Below are 17,380 nucleotides of genomic sequence, written 5' to 3' on the forward strand. Positions count from 1 at the left end.
ATTCTCTAGAATATTTTTACAAATAAAGAGGCTGAAAAGAACTTCGGTCAATTTCAAAATCTGTTTTTTTAACTATTAACTTTCTTTTTAATTAATAATTATAAAAACGCTTTACTTTTCCCTTTTTAAAATTATTGAGTTTTCAGTATCAAATTCAGTGGGTCTGTTATTTTTGTAGTTAATAGCAAACTCCATGGTATCAGTATCCAAAAAATTTGCTATACATAGCAATCGTTTCTCTTCGCCTGTTGCCAATTTAGTAATAATGAAGTCTACTTGTATAGGATCTTTACTATCATCAATTTTATAAGTTAAAGAACCTTTTTCTTCTTTAAGAACAAACTCTTTACCCCCGAAAGTTTTTCCTTGGATTTCAAAAGTTGCATACCCTTCTTTATCAAAAATAATATAACCAATATCTCCATTATCCTCGCCTTTCCATTTTCCTATAAAACGACTTGTATCATTTTTTGTAGTTAGCGATAATAGCGGAATTGCCAATAATAAAATTAGAATTTTTTTCATGTTTTTTTGGAGTATCTTATTTTACTTTATGTGTAAAATCAATTTATTTAATTAGTCAACTCTACTTCCATTTGTTGTTGAAGTACTTTAGCTTTCATTGCCGCTGCCTCAGCAAAATCGTCTTCTTGGGATGCATAAATAATTCCACGTGAAGAATTAACAAGCAAGCCTATTTGATCATTCATTCCATATTTACAAACATCTTGCAAATTTCCACCTTGTGCTCCAACACCAGGCACTAGCAAAAAACTATCCGGAATAATTTGTCTAATATCTGCTAAAAATTCGGCTTTGGTAGCCCCAACAACATACATTAAGTTTTTAGAGTTTTCCCAACTTTTCGAAATCTCTAATACTTGTTTGTACAATTCTTTACCATCAACCGTTTTTGTTTGAAAATCAAATGCTCCTTGGTTAGATGTCAAAGCCAACAAAATCGTGTGCTTATTTTCAAACGCTAAAAAAGGTTCTACGGAGTCTTTCCCCATGTAAGGTGCCACTGTTACAGAATCGAAAGCTAAATCTTCAAAAAAAGCTTTCGCATACATCGTGCTTGTATTACCGATATCACCTCGTTTAGCATCTGCAATAGTAAATATTTCGGGATGCTTTTCGTTTAAATAATTAATCGTTTTTTCTAGAGCTTTCCAGCCTTTTAAGCCATATGCCTCATAAAATGCCGTATTAGGCTTATAAGCCACACATAAATGATGTGTCGCATCAATAATAGCTTTATTGAATGCAAAAATGGGGTCATCCTCTTTTAAAAGATAAGGCGGTATTTTATTTAAATCAACATCTAATCCTATACACAAAAAGGATTTCTTTTTTTTGATTTGCTGAACGAGTTGGTTTGTTGTCAATAGTCTGTTTTCTCATTCCTACGAAGGCAGGAATCTGTTTAAAATTAATTAGGTTCAATCAAAAGATTCCTGCCTTCACAGGAATGACAAGTATTTAAATCACATCATCACTAGCTTTTAACTTCTCCGTATTTTCAGCTAGCATTAATTCATCTATAATTTTTTGAATATCTCCATTTACAATATTACTTAAATCGTAAAGTGTCAAACCTATTCTGTGATCTGTAACACGTCCTTGCGGATAGTTATAAGTTCTAATCTTGGCACTTCTATCACCCGACGACACCATACTTCCACGCTTAGCAGCATCTTCTTCTTGCTTTTTCGCTAATTCTAAATCGTATAAACGAGAACGCAATACTTTAAAGGCTTTCTCTTTATTTTTATGTTGTGATTTTTGATCTTGACATTGCGCTACCAATCCAGTTGGGATATGTGTTAAACGCACTGCCGAATAGGTTGTATTTACAGATTGCCCACCAGGACCAGATGAACAGAAAAAATCTATTCTTACATCTTTTGGATTAATCTCTACATCAAACTCCTCTGCTTCAGGAAATACCATAACCGTCGCAGCACTTGTATGTACACGTCCTTGCGTTTCTGTTTGTGGTACACGCTGTACTCGATGTACCCCCGCTTCAAACTTTAAAGTCCCATATACATCTTCACCACTTACTTCAAACTGAATTTCTTTAAAACCGCCATTAGTTCCTTCACTAAAATCTACTGTATCTACACGCCAACCTTTATTCTCACAGTATTTGGTGTACATTCTAAACAAATCACCAGCAAAAATACTAGCTTCATCTCCACCAGTCCCTGCACGTAGCTCGACCACGGCATTTTTAGCATCTTCGGGATCTTTAGGGATTAACAGTACTCTTATTTCTTCTTCTAACTTAGGAATGCCTTCTTTAGCTTCATCGTATTGCATTTTGGCCATTTCTACCATTTCCTCATCACTTCCATCAGCAATGATAGATTCGGCTTCCTCCAAATTATCTGTAAGTTCTATATACTGTGCTCGCTTTTCCATAAGAATTCGCAAGTCTTTATATTCTCTATTGAGTTCTACATAACGCTTTTGATCTGAAATGATATCTGGTTGAATAATTAAATCACTAACCTCATCAAAACGTTGCTTTACTATTTGTAATTTCTCTAACATCTACCTTTTAAATTGGGGATCAAAAATACGATAATTTATGAATTTTCAGCAGGAATACACCTGTCTATTAATCATTAGACTAGAATAATATTCAACTTCTGGCGTTTCTAATCATATATTATGAATCAATTATTTTCCATATTCGTTTTTTACAGGCCTTTTATTTTATGGTCTTTTGGGCTAAATATTATTTTTTCATTTTTAAAATATGATATCATTCCCATACTTATCGCCAAGTTTATATTAATCATTTTTTTGCGGTTTTTCATAAATGAAACCAATGCGAAACGAAAGTTAATATTTTACAAAAACTTAGGCATTTCTTCTTTGAAATTGTTTTCACTACTATATGTTATTGATCTATTTCTTAGCATCCCATTCCTTTTACTTCTTAAAGAGTTTATATGACTTTTGAAATAGATAATATTGAACTTTATTTTAAGGAAAAGCGCATTTTAAATGGTATCTATCTAAAAGCAGAAACTGGAAAAGTGACTGGTATTTTAGGGAGTAATGGCTGTGGAAAAAGCTGTTTATTAAATATTGTTTTTGGAAGTTTGAAACCTAAATACAGTCTTATTCGAATTGACAATAAGCCTATTTTAAAACCTTTATACCAAACAAAATTAGTAACCTATTTACCCCAGCAAAATTTTATTCCCAATAGAATGATAATTAAAACTGCCTTTAAAATTTTCAGGGTAGATTGGGATATATTTGCCAATACATTTGAAAGCCTAGCTCCTTATAAAAATTTTCATTTTAATAAGTTGTCTGGTGGGGAACGCAGAATCATAGAAATTTACCTGATATTAAAATGTTCTGGAAAAATAGCGCTTTTAGATGAGCCTTTCTCTCATATTTCTCCTTTATATATTGAAAGTATAAAAGCTCTCATTGAAGAAGAAAACGAAAAAAAGCTATCATCATCACAGATCACATCTATGCACCTATTATATCTGTTTCAGATACTATATATCTTTTAAAAAATGGTTGTACAAAATTAATTAACAACTTAAAAGAATTAGAAGATTACAAATATTTAAGCATGGGTACTTTACCTTAGGCAAGGTTATTAATACACTAAAAAATGTCACCCTAAGCACAGTCGAGACGCCTAATGAGTCAGGTCTATTAAAAAGTTCCCGACTGCACTCAAGCAGACAATTATATATCTTTCAAACTATTTCTATTTACATATCATACTCTAAATATCAACCACATTTTGAAGACCCACAATCTTTACAGGTCAAACAACCTTCTTGATATATCAAGTTTTCCGATTTACAGGAATCACATGTCTGTCCTTTAGCTGCTGTTCCATCTGCCACATAGCGTTTTAAAGCTCGGCCCACACCGTTTTTCCATGTATTGATAGACTCACTATCTAATTGTAAACTATTAATTAAATCGACAATTTTATCAATTGGCATTCCATGACGAAGCGTACTGGAAATAAGTTTTGCATAGTTCCAGAATTCTGGATTAAATTTATGCGACAAACCTTCTATAGTTGTCTTGTAACCTCGTTTGTTTTCATATTGAAAATCGTAACGAGATGTTCCATTTTCTGTCCTATTTTTTATTATCAATCCGTTGTTTACCCAACGTGGTATTAAAATACCATCCTCATCATCTGTTAAACCTGTAAAAATCTCATAAGGTTTCTCCTCAATAATACCTATAAAGGCGATCCATTTTTCTTTATTATTCTGAAAACGAACTACATCTGCCTCTAACACTTGGGGGCGCTTTACAGGAAATGCCGTTAATAAATCTTTAGATGCTTCCTCTTTCTTATCATCATTAGAAATTAGTACACCAGAACGGGAACCATCCCTATAAACAGTAACACCTTTACAACCAACTTCCCAAGCTTTTAAATATAATTCGCCTACTAAATCTTCTGAAACATCATTAGGTAGGTTAATAGTAACACTTATAGAGTGGTCTACCCATTTTTGAATAGCGCCCTGCATACTGACTTTACTTAACCAATCCACATCGTTTGAAGTTGCTTTATAGTAGGGCGATTGTTTTACCAAATCATTTAATTCATCCTGAGAGAAATTTTTAGTAGTATCTATCCCATTTACTTCCATCCATTGTTTAAATCTGTGGTGGAAAACAACATATTCTTCCCAGGAATCACCAACTTCATCAACAAAATCCACACGTACATCTTTATCATTCGGATTCACTTTTCTCCTACGTTTATAAACTGGTAAAAATACAGGCTCAATCCCAGAAGTTGTTTGCGTCATTAAACTTGTTGTTCCCGTTGGAGCTATGGTAAGCAGGGCAATATTTCTTCTACCATATTCTAACATTTCATAATACAACTTGCTATCGGCTTCTTTTAAACGCTGTATAAATGGATTGTTTTTTTCACGTTCTGAATCAAAAATCGTAAAGGCACCACGTTCTTTTGCTAAATGTACCGAAGCCCTATATGCTTCTATAGCTATTGTTTTGTGTACCTCCAATGAAAAAGCATTACCAGCTTCACTACCATATTGAATACCCAGTGCTGCTAACATATCGCCTTCAGCGGTAATACCAATACCAGTTCTGCGCCCTTCTTCTGCTTTTCTTTTTATATTGATCCATAAATGACGTTCGGTTGCCTTAACTTCATCCAACTCTGGATCTGCATCAATTTTCTGTAAAATTGTATCGATTTTCTCTAACTCCAGATCTATAATATCGTCCATAATACGTTGTGCTGCTGCAATATGTTTTTTGAACAATGAAAAGTCAAACTTAGCATGCTTTGTAAAAGGGTTTTCTACATAAGAAAATAAATTAATGGCCAAGAGCCTACAGGAATCATATGGGCACAGGGGTATTTCCCCACATGGATTCGTAGATACTGTTTTATAACCCAAATCGGCATAACAATCTGGAAGGGATTCATTTATAATGGTATCCCAAAACAAGATACCTGGTTCGGCAGATTTCCATGCATTATGAACAATCTTTTTCCACAAATCGGTTGCTTTTACGGTTTTAGAAACTTTAGGCTTTTTACTAAATACTGGGTATTTCTGAATATAATCTGTACTGTCCTTTACGGCTTTCATAAAATCATCGTCCATTCTAACCGATACATTAGCCCCAGTAACTTTTCCTTGTTCTAATTTTGCATCAATAAAGTCTTCTGAATCTGGATGATTAATGGAAACCGATAGCATCAATGCACCACGTCTTCCATCCTGGGCTACTTCCCTAGTCGAATTCGAGTAACGTTCCATAAAAGGCACAATACCCGTAGAAGTTAGTGCTGAATTCTTAACCGAAGAACCTTTGGGACGAATATGTGACAAATCGTGACCTACCCCGCCTCTACGTTTCATGAGCTGCACCTGCTCTTGATCGATTTTCATGATACCACCATATGAATCTGACTCCCCCGAATTACCGATCACAAAACAATTTGAAAGGGATGCTATTTGAAACGGATTGCCTATACCAGCCATAGGGCTACCTTGTGGCACTATATATTTAAAATCTTTAATTAAGTCAAAAATATCATCTGCAGATAATGGATTTGCATATTTTTTTTCAATTCTTGCTAATTCATTAGCAATTCGAAGATGCATATCATTTGGGGTCAACTCATAAATATTTCCCTGAGAATCTTTAAGCGCATATTTATTTAACCATACGCGAGCGGCTAAATCGTCATCATTAAAATATTTTAGCGATGCATTAAAGACTTGGTCTTGTGTGTACGTTTTTGGTGAAGTTTTTGTCACATTTTCATTCATTAGTAAGTTATATTTTGGATTATTTAATTACAGTATAAATAAACCAAAAGTGTTCAACTTAAAATATGACAAAAATCATAAAGCTTACAAGCAATTAATCACAAAAAACTAAAAATCAATGTTTTAAATATTTATTAACATTAAAAAGTTAACAAATTTTTGAAATAAAAAAAGGAATGTTATTTTAAAAATCGACAGCAAATCCAACTCCTAAAATCTGTTTCCACTGCACCTTGGCTCCAGCTTCGTCAAACTCACCTTCAATTTCTGAAGGTTCTTTTGTTTTTACATCGTCGTCATATTTTAAATGGGAGCCTAAAGTCGCTCTTATAAAACTATTGACCTTAAAATTAAAATCGATTCTCCAGTCTAAATCTACGTTTCCAAAGTTGTTCACATAATCGGAATACAAGCTTACCACGTGCTTCATGTTTACATTATCTGCGACTTCCATCTCATAGCTATTGGTCATTAAAATCCCAACTTCCTTCCTAACGTGTTCTCCTGGCGTAATAATATTACCATCTGCATCTAACACTGCAGGAGTTACCCCAAAAGAACCTGCATTCGCTAAATCTTCATCTAGTACAAAGGTTGCTTTTAAAGTTATCGGAGAAAAGTAAAATGACAATTCTTCAATGTCCTTTCCATATTCCATACCGCCACCAAAGAACAAATACCCAGGAGCAAGTAATCTGGAAATTGGCACCTCTCTATTCGGATATTTATAACCATTAGTTAGCTGTGTTTTAAAATTAAGTCTTGCTGAATAAAACCAATTTGACGATTTATTTGGCTTATAACCTAAATTTGAAGTGATTTCAAATAAATCGTCTGTTTTTCTTAACTCTCTTGCTTGTTGTTTATTTATTCCATAACGTACAGACACATCGTTTCTCCAGGCGAAAAATTTATCTCTATAATTTGCAGAAGACCGAAGCCCCAAAAGACCAGATATTGAATTACTACCACCAGAGTTCCAATTATTAAATGAAACCTGGCTTAAATCTACAGTCGCCTTATTTTTTTGAACCCATTGTGGGCCTCCAGATTGTTTCTTTACCTTTTTTTGTAAAAAAAGTGAATCTGGTTGTGCAGAAATTAACTGAAAAAAGAAAAAAAGAGGGATTAATAATACATTTTTCATGACTAATGGCTATAGGTTGATTAAACAATAAAACCTCCTATCAATAATCATTCCATTTTAATGAATAATATGAAGTTTAATAATTAAACTCTCCGAACTCAGATTTTATTGTCAGTTTTTTTGTCTTTGAAGCTTCTACCCTTCCAATTATTTTAGCATCAACATTAAAAGATTTAGAAATAGTGATGATATTTTCTGCAACTTCTGGACTTACATATAATTCCATTCTATGTCCACAATTAAACACTTGATACATTTCTTTCCAATCGGTTTTAGATTGCTCTTGAATAAGTTTAAACAATGGTGGAATTGGAAACATATTATCTTTTACGATATGAAATTCGTCCACAAAGTGAAGGATTTTAGTTTGTGCCCCTCCACTACAATGAACCATCCCGTGAATGGTTTCACTGTTATATTCCGATAAGATCTTTTTTATAATTGGTGCATATGTTCTTGTTGGAGATAATACCAATTTACCAGCATCAATAGGAGCATCTTCAACAGCGTCTGTTAATTTTACAGCACCAGAATACACTAATTCTTCAGGAACAGATGCATCAAAACTTTCTGGATATTTTTCTGCTAAATACTTACTAAAAACATCATGTCGTGCAGACGTTAAACCATTACTTCCCATACCGCCATTATATGCTTTCTCATAGGTTGCTTGTCCGAAAGATTCCAAGCCAATAATTACATCTCCAGCTTTAATATTTGCATTATTAATAACATCTTCTCGTTTCATTCTAGCTGTAACCGTGGAGTCTACAATAATGGTTCTTACTAAATCACCAACATCGGCAGTCTCTCCTCCTGTAGAATGAATGGTTACGCCAAACGACTTTAAATCTTCCAGTAATTCTTCTGTACCATTTATAATGGCAGAAAGCACTTCTCCTGGAATTAAATTCTTATTTCTTCCAATTGTAGAAGACAACATAATGTTATCGGTAGCCCCCACACATAATAAATCGTCAATATTCATGATTAAAGCATCCTGTGCAATCCCTTTCCAAACGGAAACATCACCAGTTTCTTTCCAATACATATAAGCTAAAGATGACTTGGTCCCTGCTCCATCTGCATGCATGATCAAGCAATAGTCTTCGTCATTTGTTAGATAATCTGGTACTATTTTACAGAATGCCTTTGGAAATAACCCTTTATCTATATTTTTTATCGCATTATGCACATCTTCTTTGGAAGCGGAAACCCCACGTTGTGCGTATCGTTTAGAAACTTCTTGACTCATAATATCTTATTGTGGTGCAAAAGTAAAGGAATATTTTAAAATTAACCATCCTTATGGCAAGTATGTGATACATTTTATTTGCTATATTTTATCAAAGAAAATAAAACTTTATACTTATTTAACAGATTGCTGCACGCCAGCTACGCTTTAGGATATGGAAGTTGATGCATTTGAAACTGAGTCGCAAAATATGCTTCGACACGCTCAGCAGGACGGACTATACTTAATTTGCCTTTTCGATTTAATGATGCTTTTCATATAACAAAGTTGACAATTGAACAATATAATGTCAATCCGAGCTTGTCGAGGATTATGATCGGTTATCTCAAAACAAATCTTTATTATAATCGTTTGGACATGTTATAGAAATCGGTGTTGACTAAAAAAAGTTCTTACAATGACACAAAAATATTAATAACTATCTCGTAAATAACAATTCCCGATATTTTGTCAATGGCCAAATCTCGTCATCGACCAGCAATTCCAACTTATCACAATGATACCGAATATCATCAAATAGAGGCTTTACTTTTTTGCAATAAGCCATGGCTTTCTTTTCTATATCTTCAAACGCATTTGCTTCTTTACGTTCGTTTATCATTTTTGTAACATTGACATTGATGCCTTCGATATGACTGGAAATCTCTTCAATTAAATTGATCTGCTCTTTGGAAATAGAATTAAACTTTTTGTCGAATATTTCCTTTAGCCCCCTAACATTTTCAATTAAAATGTTTTGGTATTTAACTGCAGTAGGCACGATGTGGTTACGTGCAATATCACCCAATACACGACTTTCAATTTGTACATGCATGATATAGGCTTCTACCTCTATTTCATAGCGTGCTTTGGTTTCAACCCTACTCATAACATCCATTTCTTCAAATAATGCGATCGTTTGCTCAGAAATTTTAGCTTTTAAAGCTTCAGGTGTTGCTTTATTATTGCTTAAACCTCTTTTTTTGGCTTCATCCTCCCACTCTTTTCCATAACCATTCCCTTCGAATAAAATATTTTTAGTAGACTTGATATATTCTCTCAACACATTGAATATAGCTTCGTCTTTCTTTAAATCTTTCTTATCTATTAGCTTATCTACTTCTATTTTAAAATCCTTTAGTTGCTTTGCAACTATGGTATTTAGTACGGTCATGGGCTTACCACAATTCGCTGTAGATCCTACGGCTCTAAACTCAAATTTATTACCCGTAAATGCAAAAGGTGATGTTCTGTTTCTGTCTGTATTGTCAAGTAAAACATCAGGTATTTTACCGACAACATTTAGTTTAAGTTCTGTTTTTTCCTGAGGCGACAATTTTCCTTTGGTCACCCCTTCCAATTCTTCTAAAACTTTGGTTAACTGTTCTCCAATAAATACGGAAATTATTGCTGGGGGCGCTTCATTAGCCCCCAACCTATGGTCATTGCTGGCCGAAGCAATCGCTGCCCTTAACAATGCTTCATGTTCATGAACAGCTTTAATGGTATTGATAAAAAATGTTAGAAACTGCAGATTGCTCATCGGCGTTTTTCCTGGTCCCAGTAAATTAACACCCGTATCTGTAGATAATGACCAGTTATTATGCTTACCAGAGCCATTAATACCCTTAAATGGTTTTTCGTGTAATAGTACCTTAAAATTATGACGTGATGCTACGCGTCCCATAATATCCATTAAAAGCGAATTATGGTCTACTGCTAAGTTAGCTTCTTCGTAAATTGGAGCTAACTCAAATTGATTAGGTGCTACCTCGTTATGTCTCGTCTTTACAGGAATTCCCAAAAGCATACATTCTGTTTCCAATTCACGCATAAAATTTAAGGCCCTGTTGGGGATTGACCCAAAATAATGATCGTCTAATTGTTGACCTTTAGCAGGCGAATGTCCTAATAGTGTTCTACCTGTTAAGGAAATATCGGGACGACTGGCAGCCAACATTTTATCTACTAAAAAATATTCTTGTTCCCATCCCAAAGAGGATGATACTTTCTTTACGTTTTTATCAAAATATTTACAAATAGCCGTAGCCGCACCATCTACAGCATGTAGCGCTCGCAACAAAGGGGTTTTATAATCTAATGCCTCTCCTGTATAGGCTACAAAAATAGTTGGAATACATAGGGTTGTTCCATAAATAAACGCTGGAGATGTAGGATCCCATGCCGTATATCCACGGGCTTCAAATGTATTTCTAATACCACCACTAGGAAAACTGGAAGCATCGGGTTCTTGTTGCACTAACTGACTGCCCCCAAACTTTTCAATAGACATACCGTCACCAATCGTTTCAAAAAACGCATCATGCTTTTCTGCAGTTGCTCCAGTTAACGGTTGAAACCAGTGTGTATAATGAGTGACCCCTTTTGATAATGCCCAATCCTTCATTGAAGATGCCACCTGATCTGCTATACTCCTATCTATTTTTTTACCATATTGAATCGCATTTGTAACACCTTTAAAAGCATCTTTTGTTAAATATTGACGCATGGTATTTTCATTAAACACATGTTTTCCAAATAGATCTGACCTGCGCCCTTTTTCTTCTACAATGACTGGTTTATAATTAAGAGATTCTTTAATAGCATGAAATCGTAATGTGGACATTTTCAGAAAATTAATTTAAGGTTTGCAATAATTATAGTATCCCTGCAAAAATAAGTAGCTAAAACAATAAAAACATGAAAACATGAAAATTTATTGTTAACATTTTTACAATTTTTATATAAAATAATACTCTTTTTTTAAAATAAACCTTAAAATAATGGGGTATAAATAAAAATAACTAATACTTACAGCAAAATACCCCCTATAAATTTAAAGTATTTATATAATAATTTATATTTGTGCATATTATTAAAATTTCATTCATAAAATATTTATTATGGCAAAAATTAAATTAGAATACCTTTGGTTAGATGGTTATAAGCCAACTCAAAACTTGAGAAGTAAAACTAAGGTAGAAGAGCATGAGAACTTTAAAGGAACGTTAGAAGAGTTAAGTACTTGGTCTTTTGATGGATCATCAACAAAACAAGCTGAGGGAGGATCTTCAGACTGTTTATTAAAACCTGTGGCGATATACCCAGATCCTGCTCGTATTAATGGATATTTAGTTATGACTGAAGTTTTGAATGCCGATGGAACACCACACGATTCTAATGCAAGAGCAACTATTGATGATGACGATAATGATTTCTGGTTCGGATTTGAGCAAGAATACTTTATCATGGATACACATACACAACTGCCTTTAGGATTCCCTATTGGAGGATATCCTGGACCACAAGGTATGTACTACTGTTCTGTTGGTGGAAAAAACACACATGGTAGAGATTTCGTAGAAGAGCATGCTAACTTATGTATTGATGCTGGTTTAAACTTTGAAGGTATCAATCAAGAGGTTGCTAGCGGACAATGGGAATTCCAATTATTTGCTAAAGGAGCTAAAAAAGCTGGTGACGAAATTTGGGTTGCTAGATATTTACTAGACAGATTAACTGAAAAATACGGATACTATATCGAATATCATCCAAAACCTGTAAAAGGTGACTGGAATGGTTCTGGTATGCACGCAAATTTCTCTAACACGACTTTAAGAACTTGTGGTTCTAAAGAAGTTTACGAGAAAATATGTGAAGCGTTTAGACCTGTTACCAAAGAACACATTGAAGTATATGGTGAGTTTAACGATCAACGTTTAACTGGTTTACACGAAACTGCTTCTATTAATGATTTCTCTTACGGAGTATCAGATAGAGGGGCATCTATTCGTATTCCTATCATCACTGTAGAAAAAGGATGGAAAGGCTGGTTAGAAGACAGAAGACCAGCTTCTAATGGAGATCCATACAAAATTGCTGGTAGAATTGTTAAGACTGTTAAATCCGCTAACATCTAAAACATATCAGTTTTGTTCATAATAAAAAAAGACTTGCAAAAAATTGCAAGTCTTTTTTTATTATCTAAAGTAACGCTTATAAATTTCACCCTCTGGTAAATATTAAGAACATAAAAATGCCATAGGCAAATACCAAAAAGAATCCTTTTGCCCTGCTTATTTGCAATTTCTTTGGCAAGAGTATTAATGGTATTAAAATAAAACTGAATCCTAACATCCAAAAAATATCATTGGATAGTATTTGGGGCTCGGTGATCGAAATAGGTTTTATGATGGCTGTTAAGCCCAAAACCGATGCAATATTAAAAATATTAGATCCAATTAAATTACCCAAAGAAATCGCTTTTTCCTGCTTTGCTGCCGCGATAACTGATGCTGCTAATTCTGGCACACTGGTTCCTATAGCGATTAAAGACACACCTATTACAGCTTCGCTCACGCCAACCGAACGCGCAATGTCCTTAGAGCCTTCTACCAACCATTCACTTCCAAAATATAGAGCAGCTGCGCCTATAACCAACCAAAGGACTATTTTAAAATTTGAAACCATGGCCAAAGCTTCATCTACCTCTTCTACATCTGTTTCTTTCTTTCCTTTTTTTATCAATGCATATAAAAAAACGATAAGACCTAAAAATAAAATTCCCCCTTCTACAGCAGTAAGTACCTTATCATTTTTAAGAAAATAGTACAAGACTATGGAGAAAACCATCATGACGGGCCAATTAATCTTGTAAAACGATTTATCAACAGCTATAGCGCCTACCATTGCAGTCACCCCTAATACTAATGCTATGTTCGCAATATTAGAGCCTATAACATTGTTTATTGCGATAGCCGACGAGCCCGATAATGCAGCCTGAATACTAACCAAGAGCTCAGGAGCCGACGTTGCGAAAGAAACCACCGTCATACCAATGACCATTTTAGACATGCTGAACTTAAATGATAACGCTACCGAAGAACGCACCAGAAACTCACCTCCTATGACTAATAATGTAAAACCAAGGATAACCCAAAGTATACTCATAAAAATATTTTTTTTACGAAGATAGCATAAGAATTATGATTAACGATTTTAAATACTTATTGAATGCCATCTTTTGTTTTAAAAGCCTGGAGATGAAGTTTCCAGATTAGTTTTTTTTGATTATATATACTCTAATTGATAAAATTTATATAAATTTAGCCACAATCATATAACACATTTTAAACAAATATCAATTATGATTAAATAGCTGGTTTCTCAAATGAAACCATTTCACCATAAAAAAACCGTTATGTTAAACAGCCCCAAACTGAAAAAAACATTTTCGTTAAAGCATCTATTAGTGCTTTCCTTACTCGCTCTACTTTTAATGAGCTTTGTTACTGAAAATGTATTTAATAAGCAAACTACAGCCATATCTTATAAAGCGAATAACGATTTAAACAAAGAAAAATCTTACTCCTTGTTAAGAGAAAAAAGAGACGTTTCACACACTAAAGGAAGAAATACGATCATTGAATCGGACTTTGCAAAAACAGAATTTATTATATTTAAGGAAACTACGGATGAAGGCTTAGATAAAATTACAGCTAATTTAAAAGATCTGGGGTATACTATCTCTTTCAAAGATTTAGTGCGAAATGATAAAGGAGAAATTATAAATCTCAAAATCTATTTAAAAAACTCTAGCAGATCTGATATTTATAGTATGGGGTCTTCCCGCCCTTATCCAATTTCTCCAATTGTCATGATATTAAACTGCCCACATTATCGAGGAAAAGATATTGTTACAATGCTTTCTAAGAAGAACTCTATTGATCTACCACTCATAAGTCACAGCACATATTTAAGGATTTCTTTACAAAAAGATAATTCAAGTAAAAATGTGCTACATTACGAAATAGGGAAATACCCCAGAAGAATCGGAACTTTACTTTTACAATGTTTCAATGTAAATACGAATAGGGTAATGCGAAAATTCAAGGATCACAAAGAAACTATCTTTATAAATGGGACAAAGTCCACTCCCTACGAGTTGGGAGAATTAAGCAAAAAGCTAAAGAGTAACGATATTATAAGTAACCAAAAAAATTATTTAGAAATACGAGAGCATAAAAAAACAAAAAACGTATTTTTCTATGTGGATGGCATCCCCAGAGTATTTACACTTCCTCCATTAGTTATAGTAGATGGAAAAGAATATAAAGATTTTAACTTTGAAGGTTTAATTCCAGAAAATATAAAAACTTTAAAAAGCTTAAAAGATAAAGTTGTTATAACCACACATGAGCATGCATTAACCAATCCTAAAAAACAATAAAACGTTTAATATAATGGTAAATTAAGACACTCTCTATAGGGTGTCTTTTTTTATGTTCTTTTTATTGAAAATCACAAAACTAAAAATTTAGTTAAAAAACTATTATTTTAGTTGTATAACTATAAAAATAGTTATACGTTTGTTTTAGATTAAAAAATTAGACCTGGCTTACAACAACATAAGTAATTAGATTTCCCTTTTGAGGAAAGAAAAAAGTAGATATTCGATGGAAAAATTAACAAACAAGGAAGAAGAGATTATGCATATTTTATGGAAGCTAGAAAAAGCTTTTGTTAAAGATGTACTTGCTGAAATCAAAAATGACAAACCGCATTATAATACACTTTCTACCATTATTAGAAATTTAGAAGAAAAGGGATATGTCTCTTATAATGCTTATGGTAAGACGCATCAATACTACCCTATTGTTAGTAAAGAAGATTACAAGAAAAAGTTTATGAATTTAGCTATTGGACATTATTTTAACAACTCTTATAAAAATATGGTATCCTTTTTTGCGAAGGAAGAAAAAATTAGCGTTAAAGAACTAAAAGAAATTATTGAGTTAATTGAAAAAAATAAATAACTATGGAATATTTATTAAAAGTTAGTTCTGTCGTTGTTATTTTTTATCTCGTTTATAAAATTTTATTACAACGCGATACTTTTTTTCAATCAAATAGGAGCTTTCTTCTTATGGGTTTAATAAGCTCATTTGGTATTCCTTGTTTTGTGATTCCTATTTATATTGAATATGTTCCTAATATTCTTGAAAATTATAGTTTAGGTGGGGGCACCTTTATAGTTGATAATGTGGAAAAACCTTTTAATATCTTAAACTATCTCCCTGTTGTCTATTTAGCAGGAGTGTTTTTCTTTTCTTGTCGTTTTATTATACAACTGGTGTCATTATTTACATTAATTTCAAAAAATAAAAGTGAAAAACAAGGTTCGTTTAAGTATGTAAAAATAAATACTTATGTTTCTCCTTTTTCCTTTTTCAATTGGATCGTTTATAATCCAAATCAATTTAACAAAACTGAATTAGACCAAATTATTACACACGAAAAAGTACATGTAACACAATACCACTCTGTAGACATCCTGTTAGCCCAAATTTCTTGTATTGTACTTTGGTTCAACCCATTTGTATGGTTATATAGCAAGGATGTGAAGCAAAATTTAGAGTTTGTCGCAGATCAAAATGCGCAGCAAAAATTCAATTGCAAAAAAAGTTATCAAACCACACTATTAAAAACAAGTATGCCATCTCATCAAATGGCTTTAAGTAATCATTTTTATAATTCATTAATCAAAAAACGAATCGTTATGCTACACAAATCAAAATCTAAAAAAATTAATTTAATAAAGTATGCCTTTGTAATTCCTTTGCTAACTCTATTTTTAGTGAGTTTTAATACTGAGGAAGTTTATGTGGAGGCTCCAAATTTACAAAACAACAATACATCCATTCAGAAAGATTTAAACAAAGATGGTATTGAAAAGTTTTTAATTTATAATGATTTCACTGATGCAAAACTTAAAACTTTTGAGGCTGAGCTTAAAAGTAAAGGTTATGATTTTAACCTTAAAAACTTAAAAAGAAATACTCATAATCTAATCACTACCATATACTTTACAATTAATAAAAATGGTACAGAAGGTACCTACCGGATAGCTTCTGGTAGACCTATTAAAACAATACTCATCAAATATTCTAAAAACAAATTCAATATTAACACATTAGACTTTATTGAAGCCCAAAAAGGAAATATTGGTAATCAAGATTTAATTGAAATTAGAATTGATAAGCATACAACTATCTCTGAACTTATAACCAAAAAGAAGCTTCTAAAAGAAAAATACGATGTTATTTTTAATTTTGAAATATCGGAGCAAAAATCTAATGGTATACCAATATATTCATATAAAATTGGTAAAAAAGGAATGATGCAAGGGGTTACAACAACTCCAGACCGTTCCTTAGTTATTAAGTACAACCCAAGAACAAACTCTATTCAAAGCCACGGAATTAATAAGCATGGAGACCCTACTTATGGATCAGTAAAACATCTTGACAAACAAAATTCTTATATAATTAAAAATGATTACAGTGATAAAAGTTTAGAACATTCTATAAAGTATTTAAAAGAAAAAGGCATTACCATTAAATTTTCTAATGTAAAACGCAATGATGAAGGGAAAATTATTTCTATAAAAATTAATGCCAAAACAGAATACACAAGCAATTATAACTATAATGTCGATTCCAAAGGCCCAATAGCCCCAATAGCCATTTCATATTACGACAATGGGAAGAGGCTTAAAATTGGTATCGCTCAATCTAACTTATCAAACTTTAAATAGAAAGGTATCATCATTAAAAAATATAGTAAGAAAGCAAAAAACGGGGCTGTAGAAATTACTACCCGAAAAGAGTA

Annotated in this window: 13 protein-coding genes; 5 read left to right on the plus strand and 8 right to left on the minus strand. The window is 32.9% G+C overall.

What is annotated here, in order from left to right; all coding sequences use genetic code 11:
• Positions 1–111 precede the first annotated feature (111 nt).
• The 3 genes from HHX25_RS03440 to prfA form a co-directional block, all read right to left on the minus strand.
• Positions 112–525, minus strand: a complete 414-nt coding sequence (locus HHX25_RS03440; protein WP_169670165.1) for a hypothetical protein — start codon at positions 523–525, stop codon at positions 112–114.
• A 47-nt stretch (positions 526–572) separates the two neighbouring features.
• On the minus strand, positions 573–1,388 hold the full coding sequence (pyrF, locus tag HHX25_RS03445) for an orotidine-5'-phosphate decarboxylase (protein ID WP_169670167.1): 816 nt from the start codon (positions 1,386–1,388) through the stop codon (positions 573–575).
• Between the two features lie 94 nt (positions 1,389–1,482).
• On the minus strand, positions 1,483–2,559 hold the full coding sequence (gene prfA / locus HHX25_RS03450) for a peptide chain release factor 1 (protein WP_169670169.1): 1,077 nt from the start codon (positions 2,557–2,559) through the stop codon (positions 1,483–1,485).
• A gap of 404 nt (positions 2,560–2,963) precedes the next feature.
• Here prfA and HHX25_RS03455 point away from each other — a divergent pair, with 404 nt between their 5' ends.
• Complete coding sequence (locus HHX25_RS03455; RefSeq protein WP_240964223.1) at positions 2,964–3,545, plus strand: ATP-binding cassette domain-containing protein; 582 nt, start codon at positions 2,964–2,966, stop codon at positions 3,543–3,545.
• 228 nt (positions 3,546–3,773) lie between these two features.
• Here the strand turns inward: HHX25_RS03455 and HHX25_RS03460 are convergent, their stop codons facing one another.
• The 4 genes from HHX25_RS03460 to HHX25_RS03475 form a co-directional block, all read right to left on the minus strand.
• Positions 3,774–6,329 (minus strand): adenosylcobalamin-dependent ribonucleoside-diphosphate reductase, encoded by a 2,556-nt coding sequence (locus HHX25_RS03460; RefSeq protein WP_169670171.1) that lies wholly within the window; start codon positions 6,327–6,329, stop codon positions 3,774–3,776.
• Positions 6,330–6,513: 184 nt separating this feature from the next.
• A complete protein-coding gene (locus tag HHX25_RS03465; RefSeq protein WP_169670173.1) occupies positions 6,514–7,476 on the minus strand; it encodes a DUF3078 domain-containing protein in 963 nt (320 codons plus the stop codon).
• A gap of 76 nt (positions 7,477–7,552) precedes the next feature.
• Positions 7,553–8,731, minus strand: a complete 1,179-nt coding sequence (locus tag HHX25_RS03470; protein ID WP_169670175.1) for an AIR synthase related protein — start codon at positions 8,729–8,731, stop codon at positions 7,553–7,555.
• A gap of 418 nt (positions 8,732–9,149) precedes the next feature.
• Positions 9,150–11,336 (minus strand): glutamine synthetase III family protein, encoded by a 2,187-nt coding sequence (locus HHX25_RS03475; RefSeq protein WP_169670177.1) that lies wholly within the window; start codon positions 11,334–11,336, stop codon positions 9,150–9,152.
• A gap of 277 nt (positions 11,337–11,613) precedes the next feature.
• Here HHX25_RS03475 and HHX25_RS03480 point away from each other — a divergent pair, with 277 nt between their 5' ends.
• On the plus strand, positions 11,614–12,630 hold the full coding sequence (locus tag HHX25_RS03480; protein ID WP_169670179.1) for a glutamine synthetase beta-grasp domain-containing protein: 1,017 nt from the start codon (positions 11,614–11,616) through the stop codon (positions 12,628–12,630).
• 85 nt (positions 12,631–12,715) lie between these two features.
• Here the strand turns inward: HHX25_RS03480 and HHX25_RS03485 are convergent, their stop codons facing one another.
• Positions 12,716–13,660, minus strand: coding sequence for a calcium/sodium antiporter (locus HHX25_RS03485; protein ID WP_169670187.1), 945 nt, complete (start codon positions 13,658–13,660; stop codon positions 12,716–12,718).
• A gap of 220 nt (positions 13,661–13,880) precedes the next feature.
• On the opposite strand from HHX25_RS03485, the gene HHX25_RS03490 reads away from it, so the two are divergent.
• The 3 genes from HHX25_RS03490 (at position 13,881) to HHX25_RS03500 (ending at position 17,306) form a co-directional block, all read left to right on the plus strand.
• Entirely contained in the window at positions 13,881–14,939 is a 1,059-nt protein-coding gene (locus HHX25_RS03490) for a hypothetical protein (RefSeq protein WP_169670189.1), read from the plus strand.
• A gap of 226 nt (positions 14,940–15,165) precedes the next feature.
• A complete protein-coding gene (locus HHX25_RS03495) occupies positions 15,166–15,525 on the plus strand; it encodes a BlaI/MecI/CopY family transcriptional regulator (protein ID WP_169670191.1) in 360 nt (119 codons plus the stop codon).
• Between the two features lie 2 nt (positions 15,526–15,527).
• A complete protein-coding gene (locus tag HHX25_RS03500; RefSeq protein ID WP_169670193.1) occupies positions 15,528–17,306 on the plus strand; it encodes a M56 family metallopeptidase in 1,779 nt (592 codons plus the stop codon).
• The last annotated feature ends 74 nt before the right edge of the window (positions 17,307–17,380 follow it).

The organism is Flavivirga algicola (assembly GCF_012910715.1).
Classification (GTDB): domain Bacteria; phylum Bacteroidota; class Bacteroidia; order Flavobacteriales; family Flavobacteriaceae; genus Flavivirga; species Flavivirga algicola.